The organism is Planococcus sp. 1R117A (assembly GCF_051417975.1).
GTDB lineage: Bacteria > Bacillota > Bacilli > Bacillales_A > Planococcaceae > Planococcus > Planococcus shenhongbingii.
Genome location: NZ_JBPRLO010000001.1, coordinates 1,063,079 through 1,084,489 on the forward strand (window position 1 = coordinate 1,063,079; position 21,411 = coordinate 1,084,489).

Genomic DNA, 21,411 nt, shown 5'->3' on the forward strand with positions numbered 1-21,411 from the left:
GGACAGAGGGACTGCTCCTCTGTCCTTCCTTTCTAGTTCGCTTCTTTATTCTTTAATGTAAAATTGATACTGGTTCCGCTGGGCTTTTGCTTTGTATAAAGCTTCGTCCGCCCGTAAGATCAGCGTGGTTGAATTTTCTCCGTCTTCCGGAAATAACGAGATGCCGATGCTGGAAGTGGCTACGATTTCCCGTCCTTCCAGAAAGTAAGGCTCCTGGAATGCCTGATGCAGGCGCTCAGCGATTTTTTCCACCACTTCTTTGCCCTTCACTTTATCGATCAGTACGAGAAATTCATCGCCGCCTACCCGGCAAAGGACATTTTCTCCTCGGATATTCGTGCGCAGCCTTCCGGCAAATTGTTTCAACAATTCATCGCCTATCTGATGGCCTTCCGTGTCGTTGATCCCTTTGAATTTATCAATATCAATATATAGAAAAGCCAGCATCTCGCCATGCGCTGTAGCGCGTTCAATCGCCTCGTTGATCTGTTCCGTAAAATAGCGCCGGTTCGTCAACCCGGTTAAGGGGTCATGAAAAGCCAGGTATTCCAGCTGCGCTTCATAATTTTTCTTTGCCGTGACATCCCGCAGCAGCAGTTGAATCACCGGTTCCCCTTCAAAAGTGGCATTCATTGCTTTGATTTCTACCCAAATGGCCTCTCCCGTGAGCTGTGAAACTTGTTCAATGATCGGTTCTTTTCTGGCCAGTGCCTGCTTTATTCGTTCTGACAAGGTTTCTCGGTCGTCAGTCTTCAAGAAATCCCAAATGGATTGGCCGAGAAGCTCAGATACGCCAGCAGTTCCGGTCAGTTGCAGAGCCGAAGTATTGGCAAAGACAATTTCTCCGTTATGCTCGACAAAAATGGCATCCGGGATAAACTCGATCAAATTGCGGTAACAGGTTTCACTGGCCTCCAGCCTCCGTTGAATGCTCATCTGCTCCGTAAAATCCTTGTACATGCCCACTGCCAGCACGTTGCCTTCATTGACCGCCCGGTAAGAAGCCAGGATATCCAACACCTGTCCATCTTTTTGTTTCCGCTTGGTCACATGGTACGGAATATCCTGCCCTTGCCGGAACAACGCCAATTGTTCTTCATGTTCGGCCGGCGTAACATTCGCAAAGAACGGAAAACAATTGGCATCGTTCAAGTCTTCTTGCTTCCAGCCCAAAATGCTCTCAAACGAGGGATTGGCCGACAGAATCCGTCCATCGTAGCCGATGGTGAAGATGGCATCGTTCGTGTTATTCCAGACCAGTTCAAATATGTTTTGGTGAATACGGGTGATCATTTCGTTTCCTCCACTCTTTAAAAAGCTAAAACAAAAAGGCTAACCGGATTGATACCCGATTAGCCTCCAGTGAATAGCTCAAGTCTTATATAGAAAAATCTCAAGGCATCATACCTGTCTTTCTTAATCGAGCGGACGGACTTCGATCGGAATCAGTGAAGCCGTCAATTGTTCCCGGCGCGTTTCGTACTGCTCGGGCAACATCAAGTTCTGCCCCATCGTTTCCAGTGTTTCGTCATGCGCAAAGCCAGGCGGATCGGTCGCAATTTCGAATAGGATTTCGCCGTGCTCCCGGAAGTACAGCGCGTTGAAATAATTGCGGTCTTTGACTTCGGTGACGCCAAATCCGTGGTTCCGGACATGTTCCTGCCACTCCAAATGATCCTGGTCGTCTTCTGCGCGCCATGCAATGTGGTGCACGGTACCGACGCCCATTTGTCCGCGGCCAAGCGGCGTCGCTTTGACATCGATAACATTGCCGATATCGCTGGACGAACGGAAACGAATCAAGTCGCCTTCTTCTCCGACTTTCTCAAGCCCCATCACTTCTTCCAGGGTCTTCGCCGTTTGTTCGGGGCGTGAGGAAAGCAGCGTTGCGCCGCCGAATCCTTTGATGGCGACAGCCGGTGTAATGCCGCCGAACTCAAATTGGTTCAATTCCCCTTGTTCCCGTTCAACCAGTTCCAGTTGGAGGCCATGCGGATCCTCAAACAACAGGTACGTCTCGCCGAAACGTGCTTCTTTTGTGAAATGGATATTGAATTTTCCCAGCCGCTCTTCCCAGAACGACAACGCGTCTGTTGGAACGACGTAAGAAGTTACGCCGACTTGTCCAGCGCCGATTTTCCCCGGGTAGGCATTTGCCCATGGGAAGAACGTGATGATGGTTCCCGGTTTTCCGCCGCCATCGCCGAAATACAAATGGTACGTTCCCGGATCGTCGAAGTTCACTGTTTTCTTGACGAGACGCAATCCCAATACGCCTGCATAGAAATCAACGTTCTCTTGCGGATGGCCAACAATGGCCGTGATATGGTGAATTCCAGCTGTTTTTTTCATTTTATTTCCTCCTGTAATTTTTTATTCTATTCATGACTCAATAAATATTATTGGTTTATGGCTGTATATTTCTGCTGGTACCACTGTTTCGCAGCTTCTACTTCGCTTCCGGTCAACTGGTGGCCATGATTTTCCCAATGGACAGCAACCGATGCGTTTGCCGCTTCGAGTGCTTCTTGCAGTTCTTCCGCTTCCCGGACCGGGGAAATCGGATCGTTGGTGCCGGCAGCGATAAAAATTTGTTTTCCGGTAAGGTCGGGAAGCTCCATGCCGCGTCTTGGCACCATCGGATGGTGCAGGATGGCACCGTTTAGCGCATCCTTAAAGTGATACAGCAGGCTGGCGGCGATATTCGCGCCATTCGAATAGCCGATCGCGACGATGTTGTCACGGTTGAATTCGTATTTCTCCGCAGCTTCATCCAAAAAATCATTCAGTTCGTTCGTACGGAACACCAAATCTTCTTCATCGAATACGCCTTCGCTTAAACGCCGGAAGAAACGGGGCATGCCGTGTTCCGAGACATTCCCTCTGACACTGAGTACAGATGCCTCTGCATCAATCATCGGTGCCAGTGACAATAACGACTGCTCGTTTCCGCCCGTTCCGTGCAACAGCAGGAAGACCGGCTTTTCGGGGTTGAATCCTTTTTTAAATATATGTTCCATCCTTTATTCCTTCTTTCTTCTTTTATTTGGGCCGCTCGATTGAAAAGATCTCGCCAATGGCGGCGTAATTTGCGCCTGCCAACCGGCTGACGGCATCCAAGCCTCTTGGGTCGATGCGGCCGTTTTCGTAAATGGCTTCATCCACATGGAACTGAACCACTTCACCGATAAACAAGTCGCTGCCCGGTCCTTCGCCGCCGAGCGGTACCGCCTGCACCAAGCGGCATTCCATGCGCACTTTCGATTCCCGGACACCGGGAACAGAAATCTCTGTGCTCGGCACCAAAGTCAGGTTGGCCATGTCCACTTCACTGTCCTCTGGCGGCAGGGAAGCTGCGGTTTCGTTAATCTTGGTGACATTGTCCCGGTCCACAATATGGACCACAAATTCACCGTTTTCGTAAATGTTGCGGGCGGTGTCTTTCTGTTCGCCTGTTGGCCGCTGAATGGCTACGGACACCATCGGTGGGTTTGAGGAAACAATCGTGAAGTAGCTGAATGGGGCCCCGTTGACAACCCCTGACTCCGATTGGGTCGTGACAAAAGCGATCGGCCGCGGAATAATTGAGCCGATCATCAGCTTGTAATTGTCACGTTCCGTATTTTGTTTTGGATTGATTGGAATCATGTTTTATTGCCCCTTTGCTAATAAATTTTGACTTATCATCTTTTCTGTTTTACTCAATCGGTTCTAATTTTGCTTCGATTTCTGCACGTCTGGCTTCCAGGAACGGCGGCAAGTCGAGCTCTTTTCCCAACGATTCAATCGTCGAATCCACAGTGAATCCAGGGCCATCCGTCGCCAGTTCAAACAATATCCCGTTTTCCTCCCGGAAATATAAACTTTCAAAATAATAGCGGTCGGTTATTTTCATGACCTGAAAACCGAATTTCTGAATCCGCTGGCGCCACTGTCTGAGTTCCACGCCATCTTTCACGCGGATCGCCACATGGTGGACACTGCCTTTCCCCGGTTTTTCTTTCGGTCCGTCTTGTTCGACCACAACAATTTCGCCAAATGCCTGCCCTCGAACCGATTGGTAGACGGCTGTATGGTCCTGTTCGGAAGCGAGCTCGTAGCCGAACAAGCCGGTCAGCGTATTCGCTAAGCTTTCCCGCGACTGAACCGTCATTTCCACTGCGCCCATTCCCAAAATGCGGTGTTCAGGTGAAACAATTGAATCTTTCCAGGGCTGCCAGTAAGAAGGGACATCCGCCCCGTCATTATTCAACAGGATCAGCCGCAAGCCCTCCCCATCTTCAAAAGGAAGGGCGTCGCGTCCGGCATACTCGGTCAATTCCCCATGCTCCACACCCAGCAGTTCGAACCGCTTTTTCCAATACAGCAAGCTGTCATGCGAAGGGACCAGCAGTCCGATGCGGGTGATGGCATCGGTGCCGCGTTTCGTTCTGCCAGCCATCGGCATTTCGAAGAACGACAATTCGGTGCCCGGGCTGCCGGTCAGATCGCCGTAAAACAGATGGTACATACTTGGATCATCCTGGTTGACCGTTTTCTTTACTCGGCGCAATCCCAGTACTTTTTGATAGAATTGATTGGTTTGCCGGCCTTTTTTGGTGATCATTGAAATATGGTGGTGTCCTACTATTTTCTTCACGGTGAATTCTTCCTTTCGTTGATAAACTAAATAACCAATCATTTATGTTCTCTATAAACCTTCAGCAAAACCTTCCATTCCTATGAAAACATTTTGCTCAATATTTATAGTTATTAAAAACACAAAATGTGCATGTGCTCATGCACATTTTGCGAATTTCTTTGAACAAAAATACTTAGCGAATTGTTTTTAACGCTGCAGACCAAGGGATGACCTGATCGAGCATCTGGTTGACCGATTCCGCTTGGACCGGAGCCGCTTTCAATTCCGCACCGTTCTCAAAATCCGTGAACAGGGACAATGCCGGGTGGACGCGGACGTCCGCTACCGACAATTCGCCCAGGATGCCGCGCAAATGCTCCGCTGCACGCGCACCGCCGACCGAACCGTACGACACGATGCCCGCTGCTTTGTTGTTCCACTCTTCGCGCAGGTAATCGAGTGCGTTTTTCAAAGATCCTGTGATCGAGTGGTTGTATTCCTGAGCGATGAAGACGAATCCGTCCTGTGCTGCCACCGCTTCAGACCATGCGGCTGCGCCTGATGCGTCGCTACCATTTTCACCTAGTAACGGCAATTTGTATTCCGCGATGTCGATGATCGTGTAGTTGGCGTCGCCGCGCTTGTCTGCCAATTCTTTGACCCAGTTCCCTACTTGCGGGCTTAAGCGCCCTTCACGTGTTGATCCCAAGATGATGCCGATGTTTAAGTTTGTCATTGTTGTTTCCTCCTCTTGTTGTGTTTTGAATAATTTATTGAAAAAACCCATGTATTCTTTCACCTCCTTAAAAGTTCTTTTGAGGCTCTATTCACATTGCACTTTAGCTATGGAAATTTTTATCAAATATCTTGAATTCGAGATATATAATTAAAAAAAATTAAAGGCTTTTTGCTTGATAGCCTACTTTTTTGACGGTTTCAATAAAAGCTTCAACTTCCGCTCGGTCCATGCCTTGAAATACCTCATTGATCGTTTTCTCATGTTCCGGGAAAATGGCCTCCATTAAGCGTTGGCCTTCTTTCGTGAGTTCGGTAAAAGTCACGCGCCGGTCTTCAGGACACGCTTTCCGGGCAACGAATTTTTTCGCTTCCAGCTTATCGATGACATAAGTGATGCTGCTGCTCGCAATCAACACTTTTTTCCCAATCAGCTGAATCGGCTGCTTTCCCTGATGGTACAGCAGCTCCAATACCGAAAACTCGGTCGGATTCAAGCCATACTGGGCCACATCCTTTTTAATGACCTCGTGAAGGGAATCGGTTGCCCGTACAAGGACGGTCAATGCTTTCAAGTTAAGATTCGGCAATTCCATTTGGTTCACCTCATTTATCTTGAATTAATTTATCTTTAATTCGAGATAATCATAACATGGCTATTTTGACCCGTCAACCTTTTTGGTTGAACTTTTGAACTTGCTCATTCCATTTTGAGCTCATTTCTCCCTTCGTTTTAAATGGCAACTTATGATAACTAAAGGGAACTGAAAGAAGCAGCTGACCAAAAAGACCCTCAAAGCGTCTTTTCATAATGATTATCATGAATAAATAATACATAACAGAAAAGATTTGGCCTTTATAAAATTTGAAGATATTAAAAAATTAAACACCATCCTCAACTGGATGGTGTTTACTGGCCTTAAAGCGCCTAAATGCTTTTTCACTTACTTTTCTCCATCACGGCAAAGTAATTTTCTTCCCTATCGGCAAAGTTAAAGACTCTGCCGGAAGGCATCTCGACAATTTCCCCGACTGTAATATTTTGCTCTGACAGCTTGTTGTACAATTGATCGAGATTTTCCGTGAAAAACATCAGCGAAGGCGTACCCAGATTCAGTTCAGGTGACATTTGAGCGATGATTTCCTTGTTGTGCAGAATGATGGTCGTTTCAGCCCCTCTTTCCGGCGCAATTTCAATCCATCTCATTTCTCCGTTGCTTTCTTCAGCAACTACTTCGAATCCCAGGTTTTCCGTCCAAAATCTGACTGCCTCGTCCTGGTCGTTCACATACAGCATAATCTGGCCGACTTGTTTGATCATTTACTTCCCTCCTCTTTCTATTCCTCAAAGAAATTTCACGTCGATGTAACTTGAATATTAAAACAATTCCTTTCGCATTTCAATGTGCATTTGCTTTGAAAGAAACCAAAAAGAACCTTCAATCCAGCGAAGGATTGAAGGTTCTTTGTTTTGTTATTTGGTTAATACTTTTTCTTTAGCCATAGACGCAAGTTCTTCGTTCAATTGAAGCGCCTCGGCTGTTGATTTATGGATGTCGCGAAGAAGCTCCGGATTTTCCATTAAGGACAAGCCAAAAGAAGGAATCATTTCTTTAATTTTCGGCTCCCAGTTCTCAACTTGTTCCGGGAAGCATTTTTCGAAAATCTCAAGCATCGCATGGACAGCCGTTGAAGCACCTGGAGATGCGCCCAGTAATGCGGCGATTGAGCCGTCAGCAGCCGTTACGATTTCCGTACCAAATTGAAGCGTTCCTTTGCCTTTGTCGGTATCTTTGATCACTTGCACACGCTGCCCGGCAACCACGACATCCCAATCTTCCACTTTGGCAGTCGGGATGAACTCACGCAGTTCTTCAACGCGTTTTTCATTCGACAGCATGACTTGCTGAACGAGGTATTTGGTCAACGACATTTCTTTCGCCCCTGCAGCAAGCATCGTGAAGACGTTGTTCGGTTTTACAGATCCAAGCAAGTCCATATTCGAACCTGTTTTCAGGAATTTCGGCGAGAAGCCGGCAAACGGTCCGAACAGCAATGATTTTTTGTTGTCGATAAAGCGAGTATCCAAATGTGGCACGGACATCGGCGGAGCACCAAGCTTCGCTTTGCCGTATACTTTCGCATGGTGCTGCTCAACGATTTCCGGATCTTTGCATACCAGGAACAGCCCGCTTACCGGGAATCCTCCGATATGCTTCGATTCCGGAATGCCTGTTTTTTGAAGCAACGGCAGACTTCCGCCGCCGCCGCCGATAAACACGAAATCAGCACTGTGGTATTCGATTTTGTTGTTGGCCGTATCTTGTACTTTGACTTCCCATTTGCTGTCGCCAGAGCGTTTGATGTCTTTAACGTTGTGGTTATAGTTGATTCCAACATTCTGTTCTTTTAAGTGTTCAAACAGCATCTTCGTTAAAGCACCGAAGTTAACATCTGTTCCTGAGTCGATTTTTGTTGCTGCAATCGGCTCATCTACTGTACGGCCTTCCATGATCAACGGAATCCATTTTTTCAGGGTTTCAGGGTTATCGGAATACTCCATCCCGTGGAACAATGGGTTTTTAGAAAGCGCTTCAAAACGCTTGCTTAGGAATTTTACATTGTCTTCCCCTTGCACCAAACTCATATGCGGCAGAGACATGATAAAATCCTGGGGGTTGCTGATTCGTTTGTTTTTCACCAGGAAAGACCAAAACTGTCTTGAAAGCTGGAATTGCTCATTTATATTGATCGCTTTTTTGATTTCTACAGTGCCGTCCGCTTGCTCCGGTGTATAGTTAAGCTCACACAGTGCAGCATGCCCTGTCCCTGCATTATTCCATTCGTTGGAACTTTCTGCTCCGGCTTGTTCAAGCTTTTCAAATACTTTGATATTCCATTCCGGTGCCACTTCTTTAATCATTGCTCCTAAAGTAGCGCTCATGACTCCAGCACCGATTAAAATAATGTCTTTCTTATTTTGTAGGTTGCCCATTATAACCTTCCTTTTCTACTCTATTGTTGGCAGATAGGATGTAAACGCTCCAGCTCAGGTAACACCTTAAACCAGGACGCGGTCTAAAAAAACACCTTTTCTGTCTTTATTCTAACTATATCACAGTGTATGGTTATTATTTACGTATTCAAACATCTCTTATTATACGTGATTTAAAGGGAAAAGTCCGTTCAAAAAACTCAAATCCTATAAAAATAAAGCCTTCTCCTCCTTTTCAAAGGAGGAGTTTTCCTTACAAAATAAAATAAAGAGATTGGATTGCCCCAACCTCTTTCACTTTTTCAATAAATTTGGTATTTGAGATTAGAGTTGTTGTTCCGCTGCACCTGCAGTCCTTTGCTATTTATGAGAAGTTAAGCGCCTAATATATTTTCAATATTACGATAATTTATAGCTAATTTAGTTTTATTAGGTAAAATGAAATTGAATTCAATATAAAGAGGAGGGAAAAGATGTTCTCAAACAAAAGAGCGGCAAAAATTACAGGAGTGCTGTTTTTACTGGCGGCCATTTCAGCGGTAGTGGGTGTTCTTTTATACAATCCGATTCTGAGTAACCCGGATTACCTGGTTGAAGGTTCCAGATACGCCAATCAATTGGCACTTGGAGCGTTGATGGAATTGATCCTGGTCATATCAGCGGTCGGCACTGCAACGACCATGTTTCCATTTTTAAGAAAGTATAACGAAACGATAGCGTTGTGGCATGTGTGCTTCCGATTTCTGGAAGCGGTCGTCATTACGGTCGGGTTGATCAGCGTATTGGCTTTGCTGACTTTAAGCCAGGCATTTCTAGCAGCAGACTCCCCGGATACTGCCTCTTTTCAAGCTGCCGGAACATCTTTAATCGCCATCCATGACTGGACTTTTATGCTTGGGCCGCTTTTCTTTTTAGGTGTCAACACTATTATGTACAGCTATATTTTTTACCAAACGAGGCTCGTGCCCAGGTTTATCTCCGTCTTGGGTATAATAGGAGCAATATGTGTTTTTGTTTGTGCCTTGCTAGTGATGTTTGATGTCATTGAACAAGTTTCTCTTTGGGGCGGCATTCTGGCAGTGCCGGTGGCCGCTACTGAGATGATTCTGGCCGTATGGCTTATCGTTAAAGGATTCAATGAACCGGCGCTTGCTTCCATGGCTGCAAAAAAGAACGCATTTTCTTAATCTAACTGAAACGGAGGCAACACTATGCAATTGGGTAATTTCTCAGTCAGCCTAAAAGTGAACGATATCCATGCATCAAAAAATTTCTATGAAAAACTGGGGTTCGAAGTATTCGGCGGCGACATCGACCAGAACTGGCTTATTATGAAAAACGGCAAGACGGTCATTGGATTGTTCCAGGGAATGTTTGAAAAGAATCTCCTGACTTTCAATCCGGGATGGGACGAAAATGCGCAGAACCTGGACGCTTTTACTGACATCCGCGACCTTCAGAAAAAGCTGAAGGCAGACGGCATACATTTTGCCAGCGAAGCCGATGAAACTAGCCAAGGACCTGCCAGCTTTATCATCGAAGATCCTGATGGAAACCCGATCTTGTTTGATCAGCACCGCTAAGGATTAAATCTAAATAAAAGACGGTTCACATGCTGCTTACGCAGTAGGTGGACTGTCTTTTTTCCTGCTAGTGTGGTTTATCTTTTTTTCACAGGAATCCAAATCTCATTTTCCATCGAATTAGATGAGAGATTTAAATCACAAATAAATTCAATCGTCTCTGACAGCTCGTAGCCGGAAGAAGGCATCCATTCGGCATACACCCTCTCCCATGTTTTCAATAAGGTTTCCGGCTGTGGTCCCGAAGTATTGAATTGGAAAGTCATTGGCGGATACGCTTTGGTTCCGTGCATCTTCAGGAAAGACCGGGAAAAAGCTTCCGATTGAATTGATGTTCCGAGCAGCAAGCAATCTTCGCCACTTCCAAAAAGTCGATTTCTCTTTCTAGATTCGCTTCGATATAAGCCAATGCCTTGTTTAAATTCTGAATCGAATCCACTCCAATGACCTCCCTTAACTCCATCTTAAACAGGCTCGACCTGTTGTTCCTGACAATTCCCGCGCTGTTTTTGTAGGGGATTGATCGGAAGAGGCTGAAACATTCGATTTACGTCGAAGCTGCTGAGGAAGCCGCGGCTTGGTCAGCCTTAACGCAATCGATGGCAACGACAAGTGCAATAACGATGGTTTCCATATCCTCATCCAATATTTGAACCTGGTAACTATCGCCCCAAGCGAACCATTCCTTGTTCACTTGGCCAACCACTTCGCCGTGCCGCAAAACTTGAAAGTCCATATCCCACCAGTTGCCGAGCACTTCGATGCCTGCTGCGTCAATCCTGTAACGCGCTTTGAAGAAAGAAAACTCTTTCTCAATCGTCAGCACCTCTTGGCCGTTCACCTCTACAAAAAACTTTGGCAGCAAACTGAACGTCTTTTTTGTAATAAGCGCCACTTCATCACTTGCTGTATTCATAATGGAAAACGTCTTCGGAATTTGCATGAAACTGCCTTCCACGTAGTAAACGTCCTGTTCTTGCTGATTTTTCACCGCAAATTTTCCGCTTAGGCTAAGCACCTTCTGCTTGATGTAAAGCTGCTTCATCGTGGACCTCCTTCAGTAACTTGTTTGTTAAAAAGAATTTTTCAATGGAATCGATGATTTCCCTTATTTATATTCTCCAGATTAACTAAAATGCCTTCTTAGCTAAAAGGATGATAGTCAAATTAACCGAAGATGGTAACCCTGCACTTAATACTGAATTTTGTTAAGATGCTGATGAGGCGACCAATTATTTAATGCTCCAAAATTCAAAAAACCGAGTGCAGCATAAACGGCTGCAAAAACTTTTACGAAAGGATGGGTTAAGCATGTTATTAAAAAATGCAAAGCTTTATGGCCAAGAAGGCAAATGGAATATCGACATTCAAGCAGGCCAAATCAAAACAATTACCGAGGCAACAAATGCCAATGAGGCAATGAACGGCCAAGTCATCGACTTGAATGGAAAAATCGTGCTGCCTCCTTATGTAGAGCCGCATATTCATCTGGATTATGTACTGACTGCCGGGACTCCGAGATGGAGCAAATCTGGTTCTGTCTTCGAAGGCATTGAAATTTGGTCCGAGCGAAAGCAAATCGTCAACGAAACAAAAGACGATATTAAAAAACGTGCCTTGAAAGCGATTCAGATGCAGCTGAAACATGGCATTCAGCATGTACGGACGCACGTCGATGTCAGTGACCCGACGTTAAAAGGCTTGGAAGCCTTATTGGAAGTAAAAGAAGAAATCAAACCGTGGATGGATTTGCAGATTGTGGCTCTTCCACAGGAAGGCTTATACACCAAACCGGACGGCGAAGAACTGCTTATTAAAGCAATCGAAATGGGCGCTGATGTTGTGGGCGGAATTCCTCATTACGAGCTGACCCGGGAAGACGGTGTCCGGTCGGTGTTCAAGGCGCTTGAACTAGCCGTCAAATACGATAAATTGGTCGATATTCATTGTGATGAAATTGACGATGACCAATCACGCTATTTGGAAGTGCTTGCAGGCGAGGCATTGAAGTTAGGCATCGGGCATCGTGTGACAGCAAGCCACACGACCGCTATGGCTTCTTACAGCAACGCCTATACGTATAAACTGTTCCAAACTTTGAAAAAGGCGAATATCAACTTTGTGGCCCTGCCAAAAGCCAATTTGCATTTGCAGGGAAGATTCGATAATCATCCAATCCGCCGCGGGCTGACAAGAGTCAAAGAAATGGTGGCTGAAGACATCAATATCTGCTTTGGCCTCGATTCGATCATGGACCCTTGGTATCCGCTCGGAGACGGCAACTTGATGTCTGTTGTCGACACCGGTTTGCATGCCTGCCATATGACCGACCACGGCCATATCGTCAAGGCGCTCGATCTCATTACCATAAACGGAGCCAAAACACTGGGAATGGAAGAGGGTTATGGCATCAAAGAAGGCAATCGAGCCAACTTGATCGTCATTGACTCCGAATCCGAATACGAAGCGATCCGGACCCAGGCTCCAGTGCTTTACTCCATCCGGAACGGCGAAGTCATCGTTGAAACAAAACCGGCTGTAACGACCATGAATGTTCCTTTTTTCTCGTAAATATTTCTTTGAATAAGAAAACGGGTTGAAGGAAATTGATATTGTAGTCACAGGAAAACCGATAATAAATATACAAAAGAGGAGCCATAAAATTGGCTCCTCTTTTGTATTTGCGTTTACTTATAATACAATTTACTTTATTAAGCTTGAATGAGGCCTCTTGCCTTCTGAGATAAGACGATTGATGTTCTCTATTAGCTGAGGAAGTTCACTCATTGATCTTATCGTAAAGTCTGCTCCATATTGCATGAAAGATTGGGCTGTTTTAGCGATGATTTCTTCTTGGTCCGCTTCAGATAAGGCATGAAACTCATCTAAACTCAATCCCATTTCAGAGCTGCCAATAATGACGCCGATTGACCAAACCCCAGCACTGACCCCTTCTTTTATATCCGAAGCCGTATCCCCCACTTTGACTACTTTCCATGGCGCGGATAATTTCAATGCTTCCATATTCCGATAAATCATATAAGGATACGGTCTGCCAAGAGAATTGGTGCCATCAGGTGTAATATAAAAGTCAGGAGAGTAGCCTTTTTCCAAGGCATTCGGAACCACGACATCCATCATCGACTGTGTATAGCCGGTTGTCGAACCGATTTTCAAGCCTTGGTTCCTCAATGTTTCGACCGTTTCCACAACTTCTGGAATCGGATCTGTATATTCTATTAAGGAAGACATCAAGGCAGGTTCAAATTCCGCATATAATCTCTCTACATCTTGCTCATTGAACACTCGGCCGAACTTCTCTTCCCACAACCCGGAAATTCTAGGCATAGATAACATGGCACGAATATGGTCAATTTTCAGCATACCCATTGGTGCTCTTGCTTCTTCCATCGTTACGTCAATGCCGGCATTTTTAAAAATGTCCATGAATACATTTACTGGTGCAAAGCAGCCAAAATCAACTGTTGTTCCCGCCCAATCAAATACTACACCTTCAACTTTAGTCATTTTGCCGTCACTCCCATATAGTCTTCTACTACGTTACATAGTGCATGGATATCTTCTTCGTAAATTTCACCAATATTTCCAACTCGGAATGTATCTACATCCGTTAGCTTTCCTGGATAAAGGACGTATCCTTTCTCTTTCACATAAGAATAGAAATCTATAAAATCGAATTGTTCATTTGGGAAAAGAAAGGTGGTAATGATCGGCGATTGTTTCTCAGAAGTGATGTAGGAATGAATCCCGATTTTTTCAAATCTCTCTCTCAAAACCCGGTTGTTGTTTTGGTAACGGTTGAATCTCGCTGAAATGCCGCCTTCTTCAATCAATTCATCCATAGCTTTCGAGAATGCTGCCACGACATGAGTAGGGGAAGTGTAACGCCACTTGCCATCCTTGTCCATTTCCTTCCATTGATCAAATAAATCCAACGATAAACTCCGGGCATTTCCTTCACACGTTAAAAGTTTATCAAGCTTCGCAATAACAAATCCGAACCCCGGAACCCCTTGAATGCATTTATTGGCACTACTAATGAGGTAATCAATGCCCAGTTCAGGCACATTCATTTCCACTCCGCCAAAACTGCTCATGGCATCAATGATTAAGGTTTTTCCATATTGCTTGGACAGTTTGGATATCATCTCAAGCGGGTTCATAATGCCTGTTGTGGTTTCACAATGAACCATGACAATATGGGTAATCGCTTTATCTTCTTCTAAAATATTTTTAATTTCAGCTTCATTTGGATATTCATTATAAGTCACGCGGTATTCCTGATAATTTAACCCGATGTATTTCGCCATTTTTACAATCCGCTCACCATAAGCACCGTTGGTGATAATTAAGGCCTTATCCTGATCTCCAAGAGCTGTAGTCATCACGGATTCAACCGCGAACGATCCACTTCCTTGCATGAGCACTGCTGTATACTCTTCTTTTTCCGCACCTGCGAATTCAAGCAGCTGGGCTCTGATTTTCTGTGTAATTTCTTTATAATCCTGATCCCACGTGCAGCGGTCAAAAAGCATTTCTTCTTTCACGGTACTAGTAGTGGTCAATGGGCCTGGCGTCAAAAGTTTATAATCATACATGGATGTTCACTCCTCTTTTACTGTTTTGCTGAATTGAAAAATTCCTGGTGCTGTTCTAATAGCTCAACCGTCAATGGCTGGTCGAATTTCTTGGAATGTGCCGGCTCGTTAGCAGGGTCAACGGTTTCGCCTTCATAAAGGACACCCGGATAGTGCTTCAATAACTCTTCTCTCGCATCATTTACAATCGTTTCCGCCATTTTCATGGCCAGGTCTGTTTTTTCGCCTTCTTTATCTACCACTGCAATAGATTCCGTTAGAGAGAAATTCCCTTCAATCGGATCGACGTAATCAATCGGTGCACCCGATTCTTTCGCCTGTACGGCTTGGTGGCGCAGCCCAAAGCCTGCTGCTACTTCTCCAGCTTGCACCTTTTTGATTGGGCCTGAACCTGAGCTTTCAAGATGCGGACCAACATTCGCAATTAAATCTTGAAGAATAGCTTTTCCTTCTGTTTCTCCATATTCAGCAATAATCGCTTGGATCAACAGCCACCCTGTTGAAGAGTCAACAATGTTTGGAATGGATACCAATCCTTCAAATTCAGGTTTTGTTAAATCTTTGATGGAAGTCGGCATTTCCAAACCATTTTCCTTCAATACTTCCGTATTCACAAAAATGGAACCTGTATTCGATAAAATCGGTGCATAAAACGATGGATATTCCTCTAATGCCGTTGTTTCAAAAGATAAATCTTTGAACATGGAATGCTGATCTTGTGCACTTTCGATAAAATAAGAACTCATGGTGACCAGATCAGCTTCGATTTGGTCTCCCTCGGCAATCAGCTTTCCGCCTAATTCAGAAGTGCCTAAAGATTGAAGGACATATTGGCCTTCGTATCCAGCTCCGTTTAAAGCATTTTCCATAGCGGCAACGGCTTCTTCATCACCATTTGTAGAAATGACGACTTCTTCCCCTCCGCTGTTACACGCTGCTAATACAAAAACTAAACTTAATACAGCTAAAGACAAAATTATTTTCTTCCATGATTTAAACATCTTTTTCCCTCACTTTTATAAAGAATCCTTTAATGGTTTACTGCACGTTTCTTCTGTAAATAATCGCATAAAAGCTTGACCAGTAAATTTGTAAAAAAGATCAATAAAGATAAAACGAATATTTCATTGAATTTGGCGAAATGCTGCAGTTCTTTTATTTTGCTTGCCACTACTTGCGTCTGGGCGGAAACCAAGAAAATGATTCCGCTGATGGTGACCATTGCATTGATGAAGTAGTAGCTGAACATTTCAATCACTGTCGATGCTGAATTGGGCAAAATCACTCGGTAAACAGTCTTTATCCAGCCATCTCCCAATAACTCCCCGGTCGTTTCCCAAGACGGGTTCATTTTGGACAATGAATTTTTCGCCATTAAATAAGGGGTTGTAAAGTAGTGAACAATATTGCAGAGAATAATAATGGCGAATGTCCCTTTCAGGCTGCTTCCATTAAAAAGAAGCAAATACGACAAACCTAAGACCATACCCGGCACTGTATTGGTAATCATTGAAATGATATCCAAGGATGATTTCCCTTTTAACGAGGTACGGGCATTCAAGATTGCTGAGCAATAAGCAATAAATGTACCCAGTACCGCTGTAAATAAGGCTATAACGATTGAATTTGTATAAACTCCCCGCAGTTCACTCGATTCAAATACATCGATAAAATGCTTCAGCGTAAAAGTGAAATCGTACGGATAACTATTCATAAATGGAGCAATAAACATAACAGCAAAAACAGATAACATCCCCAGTAAAATGACCATGGAAACCATGCTGAAGAAAATGTCTCTGAATTTATTCTCCATCAATTCAGTTTCGGAAAACTTATCGTAATGGAAATTAAATCTTTCAAGATACGTTAACAGCAAGACGCCAAACACTGCCGGTATTAACATGAGAATCGCAATGACTGCCCCGTTATTAAAATTCGGAATCGAGCCCAACATAACTTGGTAGAGTTGTGTCGCCACAACATCATACGTTCCTCCAACCGAAGCTGGTATTCCAAAATCCGTAAAACTTAAGATAAAGGAAAGGACAAAGGCTCCTCCCAATGTTCCCAGCAAGGGACGGATGATGGTATTGCTGAAACTTCTTAACGCGTCATCGCCCATTAACTTTGAAACGATGATGAATTTCTTATCTATGTACTTGAAAGAATTATTAATCAGAAGAAAAGCGGCTGGTATTGTATAAATGACATAGCCAATTAATAATCCGTTAAATCCGTAAATCTCAAACCAATCTTTGCCAAAAATCTTGGTGATCAAGCCTTGCTTGCCAAAAGAATAAATGATCGCAAATCCATATGTAATCGTGGGAAGAAGCATCGGTATCAGAATGCCTGTTTTAATAGCACCTTTCAATGGACGATAAATTCTCGTGCAATTGACCGTATAAGCTAGAATAAACGCCAAAACAGTAGTGATTACCGCAGTAAGACTGGAGATTTTAATACTGTTCCAAATCGCGCCCATTAAATCCGGATTCGATAAAACAGACACATAATTTGAAAAAGCAAAGCCTTGGCTGGTGTTGAATGACCGAATAAACAAAACGGCAAGCGGCAATAATAAAAAGGCAGCAAACAACACAATTATTGCCGTATAAATGATGCGCATTTCTTTTTTTGGTTTAGGCATAATTGTACTCAAACAACTTTAATATATTTTGCCTTTTGATCTGCAATTGTTTAAGAATAAATTCTTTTACAAACTCGTTATTCGGCTCATTAATAATTTCGTGTGGTGTGCCAAATTGTGAAATGCTGCCATTGTTGATGATTAGGACTTTGTCCGACAAAGTCAAAGCTTCCTCGGGATCATGCGTGACAATGATGGTTGTCAGTTTGAATTCTTTTGCAATGGACTTAATCCGTTCCTTAATGGATTCTTTGATGACGCCGTCTAATGCGCTTAACGGCTCATCCAACAACAGAATCTCGGGTTTCATCACCAATGTTCTGGCAAGCGCCACCCGTTGCTTCTGGCCGCCTGATAATTCTCCGATTTTCTTTGTTAAATGCGGTTCAAGTTCCAGGAATTCGATGTACTCCTGAATTTCCTTCTTCGTCACCGATCCCTTTTTATTTTTTAATCCGTACACAATATTTTCATAAGCATTTAAATGAGGGAAAAGTGCATAGTCTTGGAAGACGATATTAAATCCCCGCTCCTTCATCGAGATATTACTTACATCTACCCCATTAAAAACGATGTTTCCGCTATTCATTTTGGTTAGTCCCAAAATAATATTCAATAAAGTTGTTTTGCCGCTCCCGCTTTGGCCAAGCAGCGAAACAATCTCTCCGGTTTTGATTTCCAAGTTTATATCTTTTAACACCACTTTATCATCGAATTGTTTGCTGATATTTTTCAATTTAAGCAAACCGTCCACCTCCTTGAATTCAACTTTAGTATAGAGGCAGTTTGTAAATCCGAATGATGATTTGCGTAAATTGTATGTAAATTATGCCTATGTCGTGCATATTTTGTGTAATAATATGTATATATTGTAAGTGCATGTTGCTTATATTCTTCTCTACTTCCCACAATATGTTGAACAAATCATGAGCCGTCCGTATATTAACAGGAACGGATAAAAAATACTTACTTAAGGGTGATGACATGTTTCCACTTGAAAGGCAAAAAAAAATCATCGAACTATTAACGATGAAAAAAGTATTAAAGATCACTGAGCTAACCGCAGCATTGAACATTTCCATCGACACACTTCGCAGAGATATTAACCTTCTTGCCAAACAAGGAAAAATCGAGAAAATCTATGGGGGAGTTAAACTTGTGGAATCAAAATTTGGAGAATCCACCATCGATGAACGCATGATCAGCCACTTAGAGGAAAAAGACAGCATTGCCAAAAAATGCAGTGAATATATTAATGACGGGGACTGTATTTATATCGATAGTGGTTCCACCACCTATCAAATCGCGAAATATATTAGAAATAAAAGGAATTTGACCGTCGTAACAAATTCCATTCCCGTTATCACAGAGTTAATGGATAGTGATGTGGAGCTGATAATTATAGGAGGAAAGATAAGAAAAAACGAACAATCTGTTGTAACTTTCGATTATTTGTTTAATTTTAGTGAATTGAATATCGTGAAGGCGTTTATTTGTACGAGTGGCATTACGCTTGAAAAAGGGATTTCCGATTATAATTTAGAAGAAGCCCTTACTAGAAAAAAAATGATTGAACTATCTAAAGAAGTTTATATTGCTGCTGACAGTACAAAGTTCGAAAAAGATGTCACCATTGGAATTGCGCCTCTTGAAAAAATTGATTACATCATTACAGATAAAAATTTAAATAAAAATCTCGTCAATCGATTTAATAAAACAAGCACGAATTTAATCATTTCAGAATGATCATGAGATGAATTAGAAAAACAGGGCATCATATCGACCAAGTACAAATCAATGCAAAAAAGGCCAGCTTAATTTAATAAGCTGGCCTTCTCATTTCAATACTTCTTTATCCTACGAACATATCCAAGATCAATACACCGGCAAGGCCGACGACTGAAATTATAGTCACCATTACAGACCAAGTTTTAAGCGTTTGCCCGATGGTCAGGTTAAAGTATTCCTTGTAAATCCAGAACCCTGCATCATTCACGTGAGAGAAGGTGATACTTCCCGCACCAGCAGCTAACACCATTAGTTCCGGACTTGCTCCTGTCGCCGCGATAAGAGGCGCTACGATTCCCGCAGCGGTCATTCCGGCCACTGTTGCAGAACCTACCGCAACCCTTAGGATAGCAGCGATGAGCCAAGTAAGAATCAACGGAGATAATGTCGATCCTATCATAATGTCAGAAATGTATTGATCAATATGGCTGTCGATCAATACTTGCTTGAACGCACCGCCTGCAGCGATGATAAGCAGAATCAAGGCAATTCCACTGACTGCCTCTGCCAAAGATTTCATGACGTCTTCCATTTTTTTGCCCCGGTTGAGGCCAAAAGTAAAGAAGGCAATAAGAACAGAGATCAGTAAGGCGACGTTCGGATTACCGATGAAATCGAAGAACGGCATAACTGACGACTCTGGCCAAAAGATTTCTACAATTACTTGTGATGCAATCAGGATTACAGGCATCAACGAAGTAATAATACTTGTTGCAAATCCTGGCATTTCTTCTTCTGTAAATTCTTTCGGATTAAATAACCCTTTTGGAATTTCAACTTCCAAATCCTCTTTCTTAAACAACTTCGTAAATAGAGGTCCGGCAATAATAATTGCAGGAATCGCAATAATGATTCCCAAGATTAATGTCTGACCGATATTTGCATCAAATACACTCGCTATTGCCGTTGGCCCAGGGTGCGGCGGAACAAAGCCATGCATTGTGATAAGGGCGGCAATTACCGGCATCCCCACATACAAAATAGGTACACCGGCAGCAGCGGCAATTGTAAATACGAGTGGAATCAGAACGACAACACCAGTTTCGAAAAAGAGGGCAATCCCTGTAACAGATGCCGTTAAAACGGCAGCCAGTTGAACTCTGTCCTTCCCAAATACCCGAATAAGTGTTGTGGCAATTCTTTGAGCTCCACCCGAATCTGTCATTAACTTACCGAGTATTGCACCAAAGATGATGATCATGGTTAGACTGCCCAGCGTACTGCCTAAACCGCTTTGGACAGATGCCATCGCATCAATCGGCGACATTCCTTCTAAAATACCCACAACTAAAGCAACCAGAATTAAAGCAATGAAGGCATTCAGTTTAAAAACCATCATTAATACAAGTAATAGGGCGACCCCTATGATAATTGAAACTATCGGCATATTATTTACTCCTTTTAGAAAGCCATTAACGAAACAATGGCGAAGATTGGATATCGCAGGACTTCCAGTGTCTGTAACCTAGCGAAGCGGAAGTTATGCCCGCCTATACTAAAATTATTTTCCAGAAAACAATTTAACGAATTTAGTCATTACCGGTTCCATAGACAGCTGCATGTCTTCCATAACAGAAGAGAGATGGGCGATTTCTTTGCTTTCAAAATACTTTTGCAGATGGGTAACGGCAGCCACGGATACTTCTGTGTTCACATTGATTTTACCTATTCCTAATTCGATGGCCTGTCTGATTTTTTCTTCAGGGGTTCCTGAACCACCATGAAGGACAAGGGGAATATCAACGACTTGCCGGATTCTTTCCAATAGGTCCAGGTCGATCTTCGGTTCTCCTTTATACATGCCGTGGACAGTTCCAATAGCGGCAGCTAAAAAATCTACGCCTGTTTCTTCAACAAATTTCTTCGCGGTCTCCGGGTCCGTAAGTGTCCCGTCGCCTTCTTCTTCATCAGAGAAAGCCCCTTTCGCTAAAGAACCAATCTCAGCTTCAACCGATACGCCCGCCATATGGGCAATTTCGACAATCTCTTTTGTAAGGCGCATATTCTTCTCAATCTCATATGCTGAACCATCAAACATGACTGATGAAAACCCGCAACGGATGGCACGAATGATTGATTGCTTCTCATAAGCGTGATCCAAATGAAGAGAAATGGGAACACTCGCTTTTTCTGCCATTGCTCTTACCATTGCTGAAAATCCTTCCACATCTACTGTCGGGAAGTATCGTTCCCCTAAAGCAATGATTACAGGCTGGTTTTCCTGTTCCGCAACCTTTATAGCTGCTTGAACCGTTTCTAAGCTATATACGTTAAATGCTGCAACGCCGTATTTTCCTTTTTGTGCATCCAGTAAAATATCTTTTGTATTCGCTAACATGATGAGCTCCTTAGTTTATAAGTAATGGGATGACAATTGTATTCGTTTTCAAAACTTTTTCCGTTTTGTATACGGCTGCCCC

Annotated in this window: 23 protein-coding genes; 4 read left to right on the plus strand and 19 right to left on the minus strand. The window is 43.5% G+C overall.

Going from position 1 to position 21,411, the window contains the following annotated elements; translation table 11 throughout:
• Positions 1 to 45: 45 nt before the first annotated feature.
• The 9 genes from ACSFXN_RS05000 to ACSFXN_RS05040 form a co-directional block, all read right to left on the minus strand.
• Positions 46 to 1,293 carry a diguanylate cyclase domain-containing protein gene (locus ACSFXN_RS05000; protein ID WP_437149071.1) on the minus strand — a complete coding sequence of 416 codons (1,248 nt, stop codon included), beginning with the start codon at positions 1,291 to 1,293 and terminating at the stop codon, positions 46 to 48.
• Positions 1,294 to 1,416: 123 nt separating this feature from the next.
• Positions 1,417 to 2,352 (minus strand): ring-cleaving dioxygenase, encoded by a 936-nt coding sequence (locus ACSFXN_RS05005; protein ID WP_437149072.1) that lies wholly within the window; start codon positions 2,350 to 2,352, stop codon positions 1,417 to 1,419.
• Between the two features lie 47 nt (positions 2,353 to 2,399).
• Positions 2,400 to 3,020, minus strand: a complete 621-nt coding sequence (locus ACSFXN_RS05010; RefSeq protein ID WP_437149073.1) for an alpha/beta hydrolase — start codon at positions 3,018 to 3,020, stop codon at positions 2,400 to 2,402.
• Between the two features lie 22 nt (positions 3,021 to 3,042).
• The gene (locus ACSFXN_RS05015; RefSeq protein ID WP_437149074.1) at positions 3,043 to 3,648 is read right to left on the minus strand and encodes a flavin reductase family protein; all 606 of its coding nucleotides are present in this window, start codon (positions 3,646 to 3,648) and stop codon (positions 3,043 to 3,045) included.
• Between the two features lie 49 nt (positions 3,649 to 3,697).
• Positions 3,698 to 4,639, minus strand: a complete 942-nt coding sequence (locus ACSFXN_RS05020; protein WP_437149075.1) for a ring-cleaving dioxygenase — start codon at positions 4,637 to 4,639, stop codon at positions 3,698 to 3,700.
• 175 nt (positions 4,640 to 4,814) lie between these two features.
• Complete coding sequence (locus ACSFXN_RS05025) at positions 4,815 to 5,408, minus strand: NADPH-dependent FMN reductase (protein WP_437149076.1); 594 nt, start codon at positions 5,406 to 5,408, stop codon at positions 4,815 to 4,817.
• A gap of 109 nt (positions 5,409 to 5,517) precedes the next feature.
• Positions 5,518 to 5,952 (minus strand): MarR family winged helix-turn-helix transcriptional regulator, encoded by a 435-nt coding sequence (locus ACSFXN_RS05030; protein WP_300990786.1) that lies wholly within the window; start codon positions 5,950 to 5,952, stop codon positions 5,518 to 5,520.
• A 344-nt stretch (positions 5,953 to 6,296) separates the two neighbouring features.
• A complete protein-coding gene (locus ACSFXN_RS05035; protein ID WP_437149077.1) occupies positions 6,297 to 6,677 on the minus strand; it encodes a VOC family protein in 381 nt (126 codons plus the stop codon).
• A gap of 153 nt (positions 6,678 to 6,830) precedes the next feature.
• Positions 6,831 to 8,351 (minus strand): malate:quinone oxidoreductase, encoded by a 1,521-nt coding sequence (locus ACSFXN_RS05040; RefSeq protein WP_437149078.1) that lies wholly within the window; start codon positions 8,349 to 8,351, stop codon positions 6,831 to 6,833.
• Positions 8,352 to 8,824: 473 nt separating this feature from the next.
• Here ACSFXN_RS05040 and ACSFXN_RS05045 point away from each other — a divergent pair, with 473 nt between their 5' ends.
• The gene (locus tag ACSFXN_RS05045) at positions 8,825 to 9,538 is read left to right on the plus strand and encodes a DUF4386 domain-containing protein (protein WP_437149079.1); all 714 of its coding nucleotides are present in this window, start codon (positions 8,825 to 8,827) and stop codon (positions 9,536 to 9,538) included.
• 24 nt (positions 9,539 to 9,562) lie between these two features.
• Positions 9,563 to 9,934: a VOC family protein gene (locus ACSFXN_RS05050; RefSeq protein ID WP_437149080.1), complete on the plus strand. Its 372-nt coding sequence runs from the start codon at positions 9,563 to 9,565 to the stop codon at positions 9,932 to 9,934.
• Between the two features lie 77 nt (positions 9,935 to 10,011).
• On the opposite strand, the gene ACSFXN_RS05055 is transcribed toward ACSFXN_RS05050, so the two are convergent.
• The 3 genes from ACSFXN_RS05055 to ACSFXN_RS05065 all read right to left on the minus strand — a co-directional run bounded on the left by ACSFXN_RS05055 (position 10,012) and on the right by ACSFXN_RS05065 (position 10,979).
• Positions 10,012 to 10,227 carry a GyrI-like domain-containing protein gene (locus tag ACSFXN_RS05055; RefSeq protein ID WP_437149081.1) on the minus strand — a complete coding sequence of 72 codons (216 nt, stop codon included), beginning with the start codon at positions 10,225 to 10,227 and terminating at the stop codon, positions 10,012 to 10,014.
• Between the two features lie 2 nt (positions 10,228 to 10,229).
• Positions 10,230 to 10,373 (minus strand): hypothetical protein, encoded by a 144-nt coding sequence (locus ACSFXN_RS05060; RefSeq protein WP_437149082.1) that lies wholly within the window; start codon positions 10,371 to 10,373, stop codon positions 10,230 to 10,232.
• Positions 10,374 to 10,481: 108 nt separating this feature from the next.
• Positions 10,482 to 10,979 carry an LURP-one-related/scramblase family protein gene (locus ACSFXN_RS05065; protein WP_437149083.1) on the minus strand — a complete coding sequence of 166 codons (498 nt, stop codon included), beginning with the start codon at positions 10,977 to 10,979 and terminating at the stop codon, positions 10,482 to 10,484.
• 266 nt (positions 10,980 to 11,245) lie between these two features.
• Here ACSFXN_RS05065 and codA point away from each other — a divergent pair, with 266 nt between their 5' ends.
• The gene (gene codA, locus ACSFXN_RS05070; protein ID WP_437149084.1) at positions 11,246 to 12,505 is read left to right on the plus strand and encodes a cytosine deaminase; all 1,260 of its coding nucleotides are present in this window, start codon (positions 11,246 to 11,248) and stop codon (positions 12,503 to 12,505) included.
• A gap of 132 nt (positions 12,506 to 12,637) precedes the next feature.
• Here the strand turns inward: codA and phnX are convergent, their stop codons facing one another.
• Genes phnX through ACSFXN_RS05095 form a run of 5 tightly spaced genes read right to left on the minus strand, consistent with a single transcriptional unit; the run spans position 12,638 to position 17,948 of the window.
• A complete protein-coding gene (gene phnX / locus ACSFXN_RS05075) occupies positions 12,638 to 13,462 on the minus strand; it encodes a phosphonoacetaldehyde hydrolase (RefSeq protein WP_437149085.1) in 825 nt (274 codons plus the stop codon).
• Positions 13,459 to 14,553, minus strand: a complete 1,095-nt coding sequence (phnW, locus tag ACSFXN_RS05080; protein ID WP_437149086.1) for a 2-aminoethylphosphonate--pyruvate transaminase — start codon at positions 14,551 to 14,553, stop codon at positions 13,459 to 13,461. Before phnW ends, phnX begins: the two co-directional genes overlap by 4 nt.
• A 17-nt stretch (positions 14,554 to 14,570) precedes the next feature.
• Positions 14,571 to 15,554, minus strand: coding sequence for an extracellular solute-binding protein (locus ACSFXN_RS05085; RefSeq protein WP_437149087.1), 984 nt, complete (start codon positions 15,552 to 15,554; stop codon positions 14,571 to 14,573).
• Between the two features lie 29 nt (positions 15,555 to 15,583).
• Positions 15,584 to 17,203 (minus strand): ABC transporter permease subunit, encoded by a 1,620-nt coding sequence (locus ACSFXN_RS05090; RefSeq protein WP_437149088.1) that lies wholly within the window; start codon positions 17,201 to 17,203, stop codon positions 15,584 to 15,586.
• Positions 17,196 to 17,948, minus strand: a complete 753-nt coding sequence (locus tag ACSFXN_RS05095; RefSeq protein ID WP_437149089.1) for an ABC transporter ATP-binding protein — start codon at positions 17,946 to 17,948, stop codon at positions 17,196 to 17,198. The genes ACSFXN_RS05090 and ACSFXN_RS05095 overlap by 8 nt, the downstream gene beginning before the upstream one ends.
• 239 nt (positions 17,949 to 18,187) lie before the next feature.
• Between ACSFXN_RS05095 and ACSFXN_RS05100 the strand changes: the two genes are divergently transcribed.
• Positions 18,188 to 18,949 carry a DeoR/GlpR family DNA-binding transcription regulator gene (locus ACSFXN_RS05100; protein ID WP_437149090.1) on the plus strand — a complete coding sequence of 254 codons (762 nt, stop codon included), beginning with the start codon at positions 18,188 to 18,190 and terminating at the stop codon, positions 18,947 to 18,949.
• Between the two features lie 106 nt (positions 18,950 to 19,055).
• Here ACSFXN_RS05100 and ACSFXN_RS05105 read toward each other — a convergent pair whose 3' ends face one another.
• Both ACSFXN_RS05105 and ACSFXN_RS05110 read right to left on the minus strand, forming a co-directional pair.
• Complete coding sequence (locus ACSFXN_RS05105) at positions 19,056 to 20,378, minus strand: gluconate:H+ symporter (RefSeq protein ID WP_437149091.1); 1,323 nt, start codon at positions 20,376 to 20,378, stop codon at positions 19,056 to 19,058.
• Between the two features lie 114 nt (positions 20,379 to 20,492).
• Positions 20,493 to 21,329, minus strand: a complete 837-nt coding sequence (locus tag ACSFXN_RS05110) for a class II fructose-bisphosphate aldolase (RefSeq protein ID WP_437149092.1) — start codon at positions 21,327 to 21,329, stop codon at positions 20,493 to 20,495.
• Positions 21,330 to 21,411: the final 82 nt, after the last annotated feature.

Excerpts from the sequence above, each read along its gene's own strand:
- ACSFXN_RS05000 (WP_437149071.1), bottom strand. The coding sequence starts at position 1,293 with ATGATCACCCGTATTCACCAAAACATATTTGAACTGGTCTGGAATAAC.
- ACSFXN_RS05005 (WP_437149072.1), bottom strand. The coding sequence starts at position 2,352 with ATGAAAAAAACAGCTGGAATTCACCATATCACGGCCATTGTTGGCCAT.
- ACSFXN_RS05010 (WP_437149073.1), bottom strand. The coding sequence starts at position 3,020 with ATGGAACATATATTTAAAAAAGGATTCAACCCCGAAAAGCCGGTCTTC.
- ACSFXN_RS05015 (WP_437149074.1), bottom strand. The coding sequence starts at position 3,648 with ATGATTCCAATCAATCCAAAACAAAATACGGAACGTGACAATTACAAG.
- ACSFXN_RS05025 (WP_437149076.1), bottom strand. The coding sequence starts at position 5,408 with ATGGGTTTTTTCAATAAATTATTCAAAACACAACAAGAGGAGGAAACA.
- ACSFXN_RS05030 (WP_300990786.1), bottom strand. The coding sequence starts at position 5,952 with ATGGAATTGCCGAATCTTAACTTGAAAGCATTGACCGTCCTTGTACGG.
- ACSFXN_RS05035 (WP_437149077.1), bottom strand. The coding sequence starts at position 6,677 with ATGATCAAACAAGTCGGCCAGATTATGCTGTATGTGAACGACCAGGAC.
- ACSFXN_RS05040 (WP_437149078.1), bottom strand. The coding sequence starts at position 8,351 with ATGGGCAACCTACAAAATAAGAAAGACATTATTTTAATCGGTGCTGGA.
- ACSFXN_RS05045 (WP_437149079.1), top strand. The coding sequence starts at position 8,825 with ATGTTCTCAAACAAAAGAGCGGCAAAAATTACAGGAGTGCTGTTTTTA.
- ACSFXN_RS05050 (WP_437149080.1), top strand. The coding sequence starts at position 9,563 with ATGCAATTGGGTAATTTCTCAGTCAGCCTAAAAGTGAACGATATCCAT.
- ACSFXN_RS05055 (WP_437149081.1), bottom strand. The coding sequence starts at position 10,227 with ATGCACGGAACCAAAGCGTATCCGCCAATGACTTTCCAATTCAATACT.
- ACSFXN_RS05065 (WP_437149083.1), bottom strand. The coding sequence starts at position 10,979 with ATGAAGCAGCTTTACATCAAGCAGAAGGTGCTTAGCCTAAGCGGAAAA.
- codA (WP_437149084.1), top strand. The coding sequence starts at position 11,246 with ATGTTATTAAAAAATGCAAAGCTTTATGGCCAAGAAGGCAAATGGAAT.
- phnX (WP_437149085.1), bottom strand. The coding sequence starts at position 13,462 with ATGACTAAAGTTGAAGGTGTAGTATTTGATTGGGCGGGAACAACAGTT.
- phnW (WP_437149086.1), bottom strand. The coding sequence starts at position 14,553 with ATGTATGATTATAAACTTTTGACGCCAGGCCCATTGACCACTACTAGT.
- ACSFXN_RS05085 (WP_437149087.1), bottom strand. The coding sequence starts at position 15,554 with ATGTTTAAATCATGGAAGAAAATAATTTTGTCTTTAGCTGTATTAAGT.
- ACSFXN_RS05090 (WP_437149088.1), bottom strand. The coding sequence starts at position 17,203 with ATGCCTAAACCAAAAAAAGAAATGCGCATCATTTATACGGCAATAATT.
- ACSFXN_RS05100 (WP_437149090.1), top strand. The coding sequence starts at position 18,188 with ATGTTTCCACTTGAAAGGCAAAAAAAAATCATCGAACTATTAACGATG.
- ACSFXN_RS05105 (WP_437149091.1), bottom strand. The coding sequence starts at position 20,378 with ATGCCGATAGTTTCAATTATCATAGGGGTCGCCCTATTACTTGTATTA.
- ACSFXN_RS05110 (WP_437149092.1), bottom strand. The coding sequence starts at position 21,329 with ATGTTAGCGAATACAAAAGATATTTTACTGGATGCACAAAAAGGAAAA.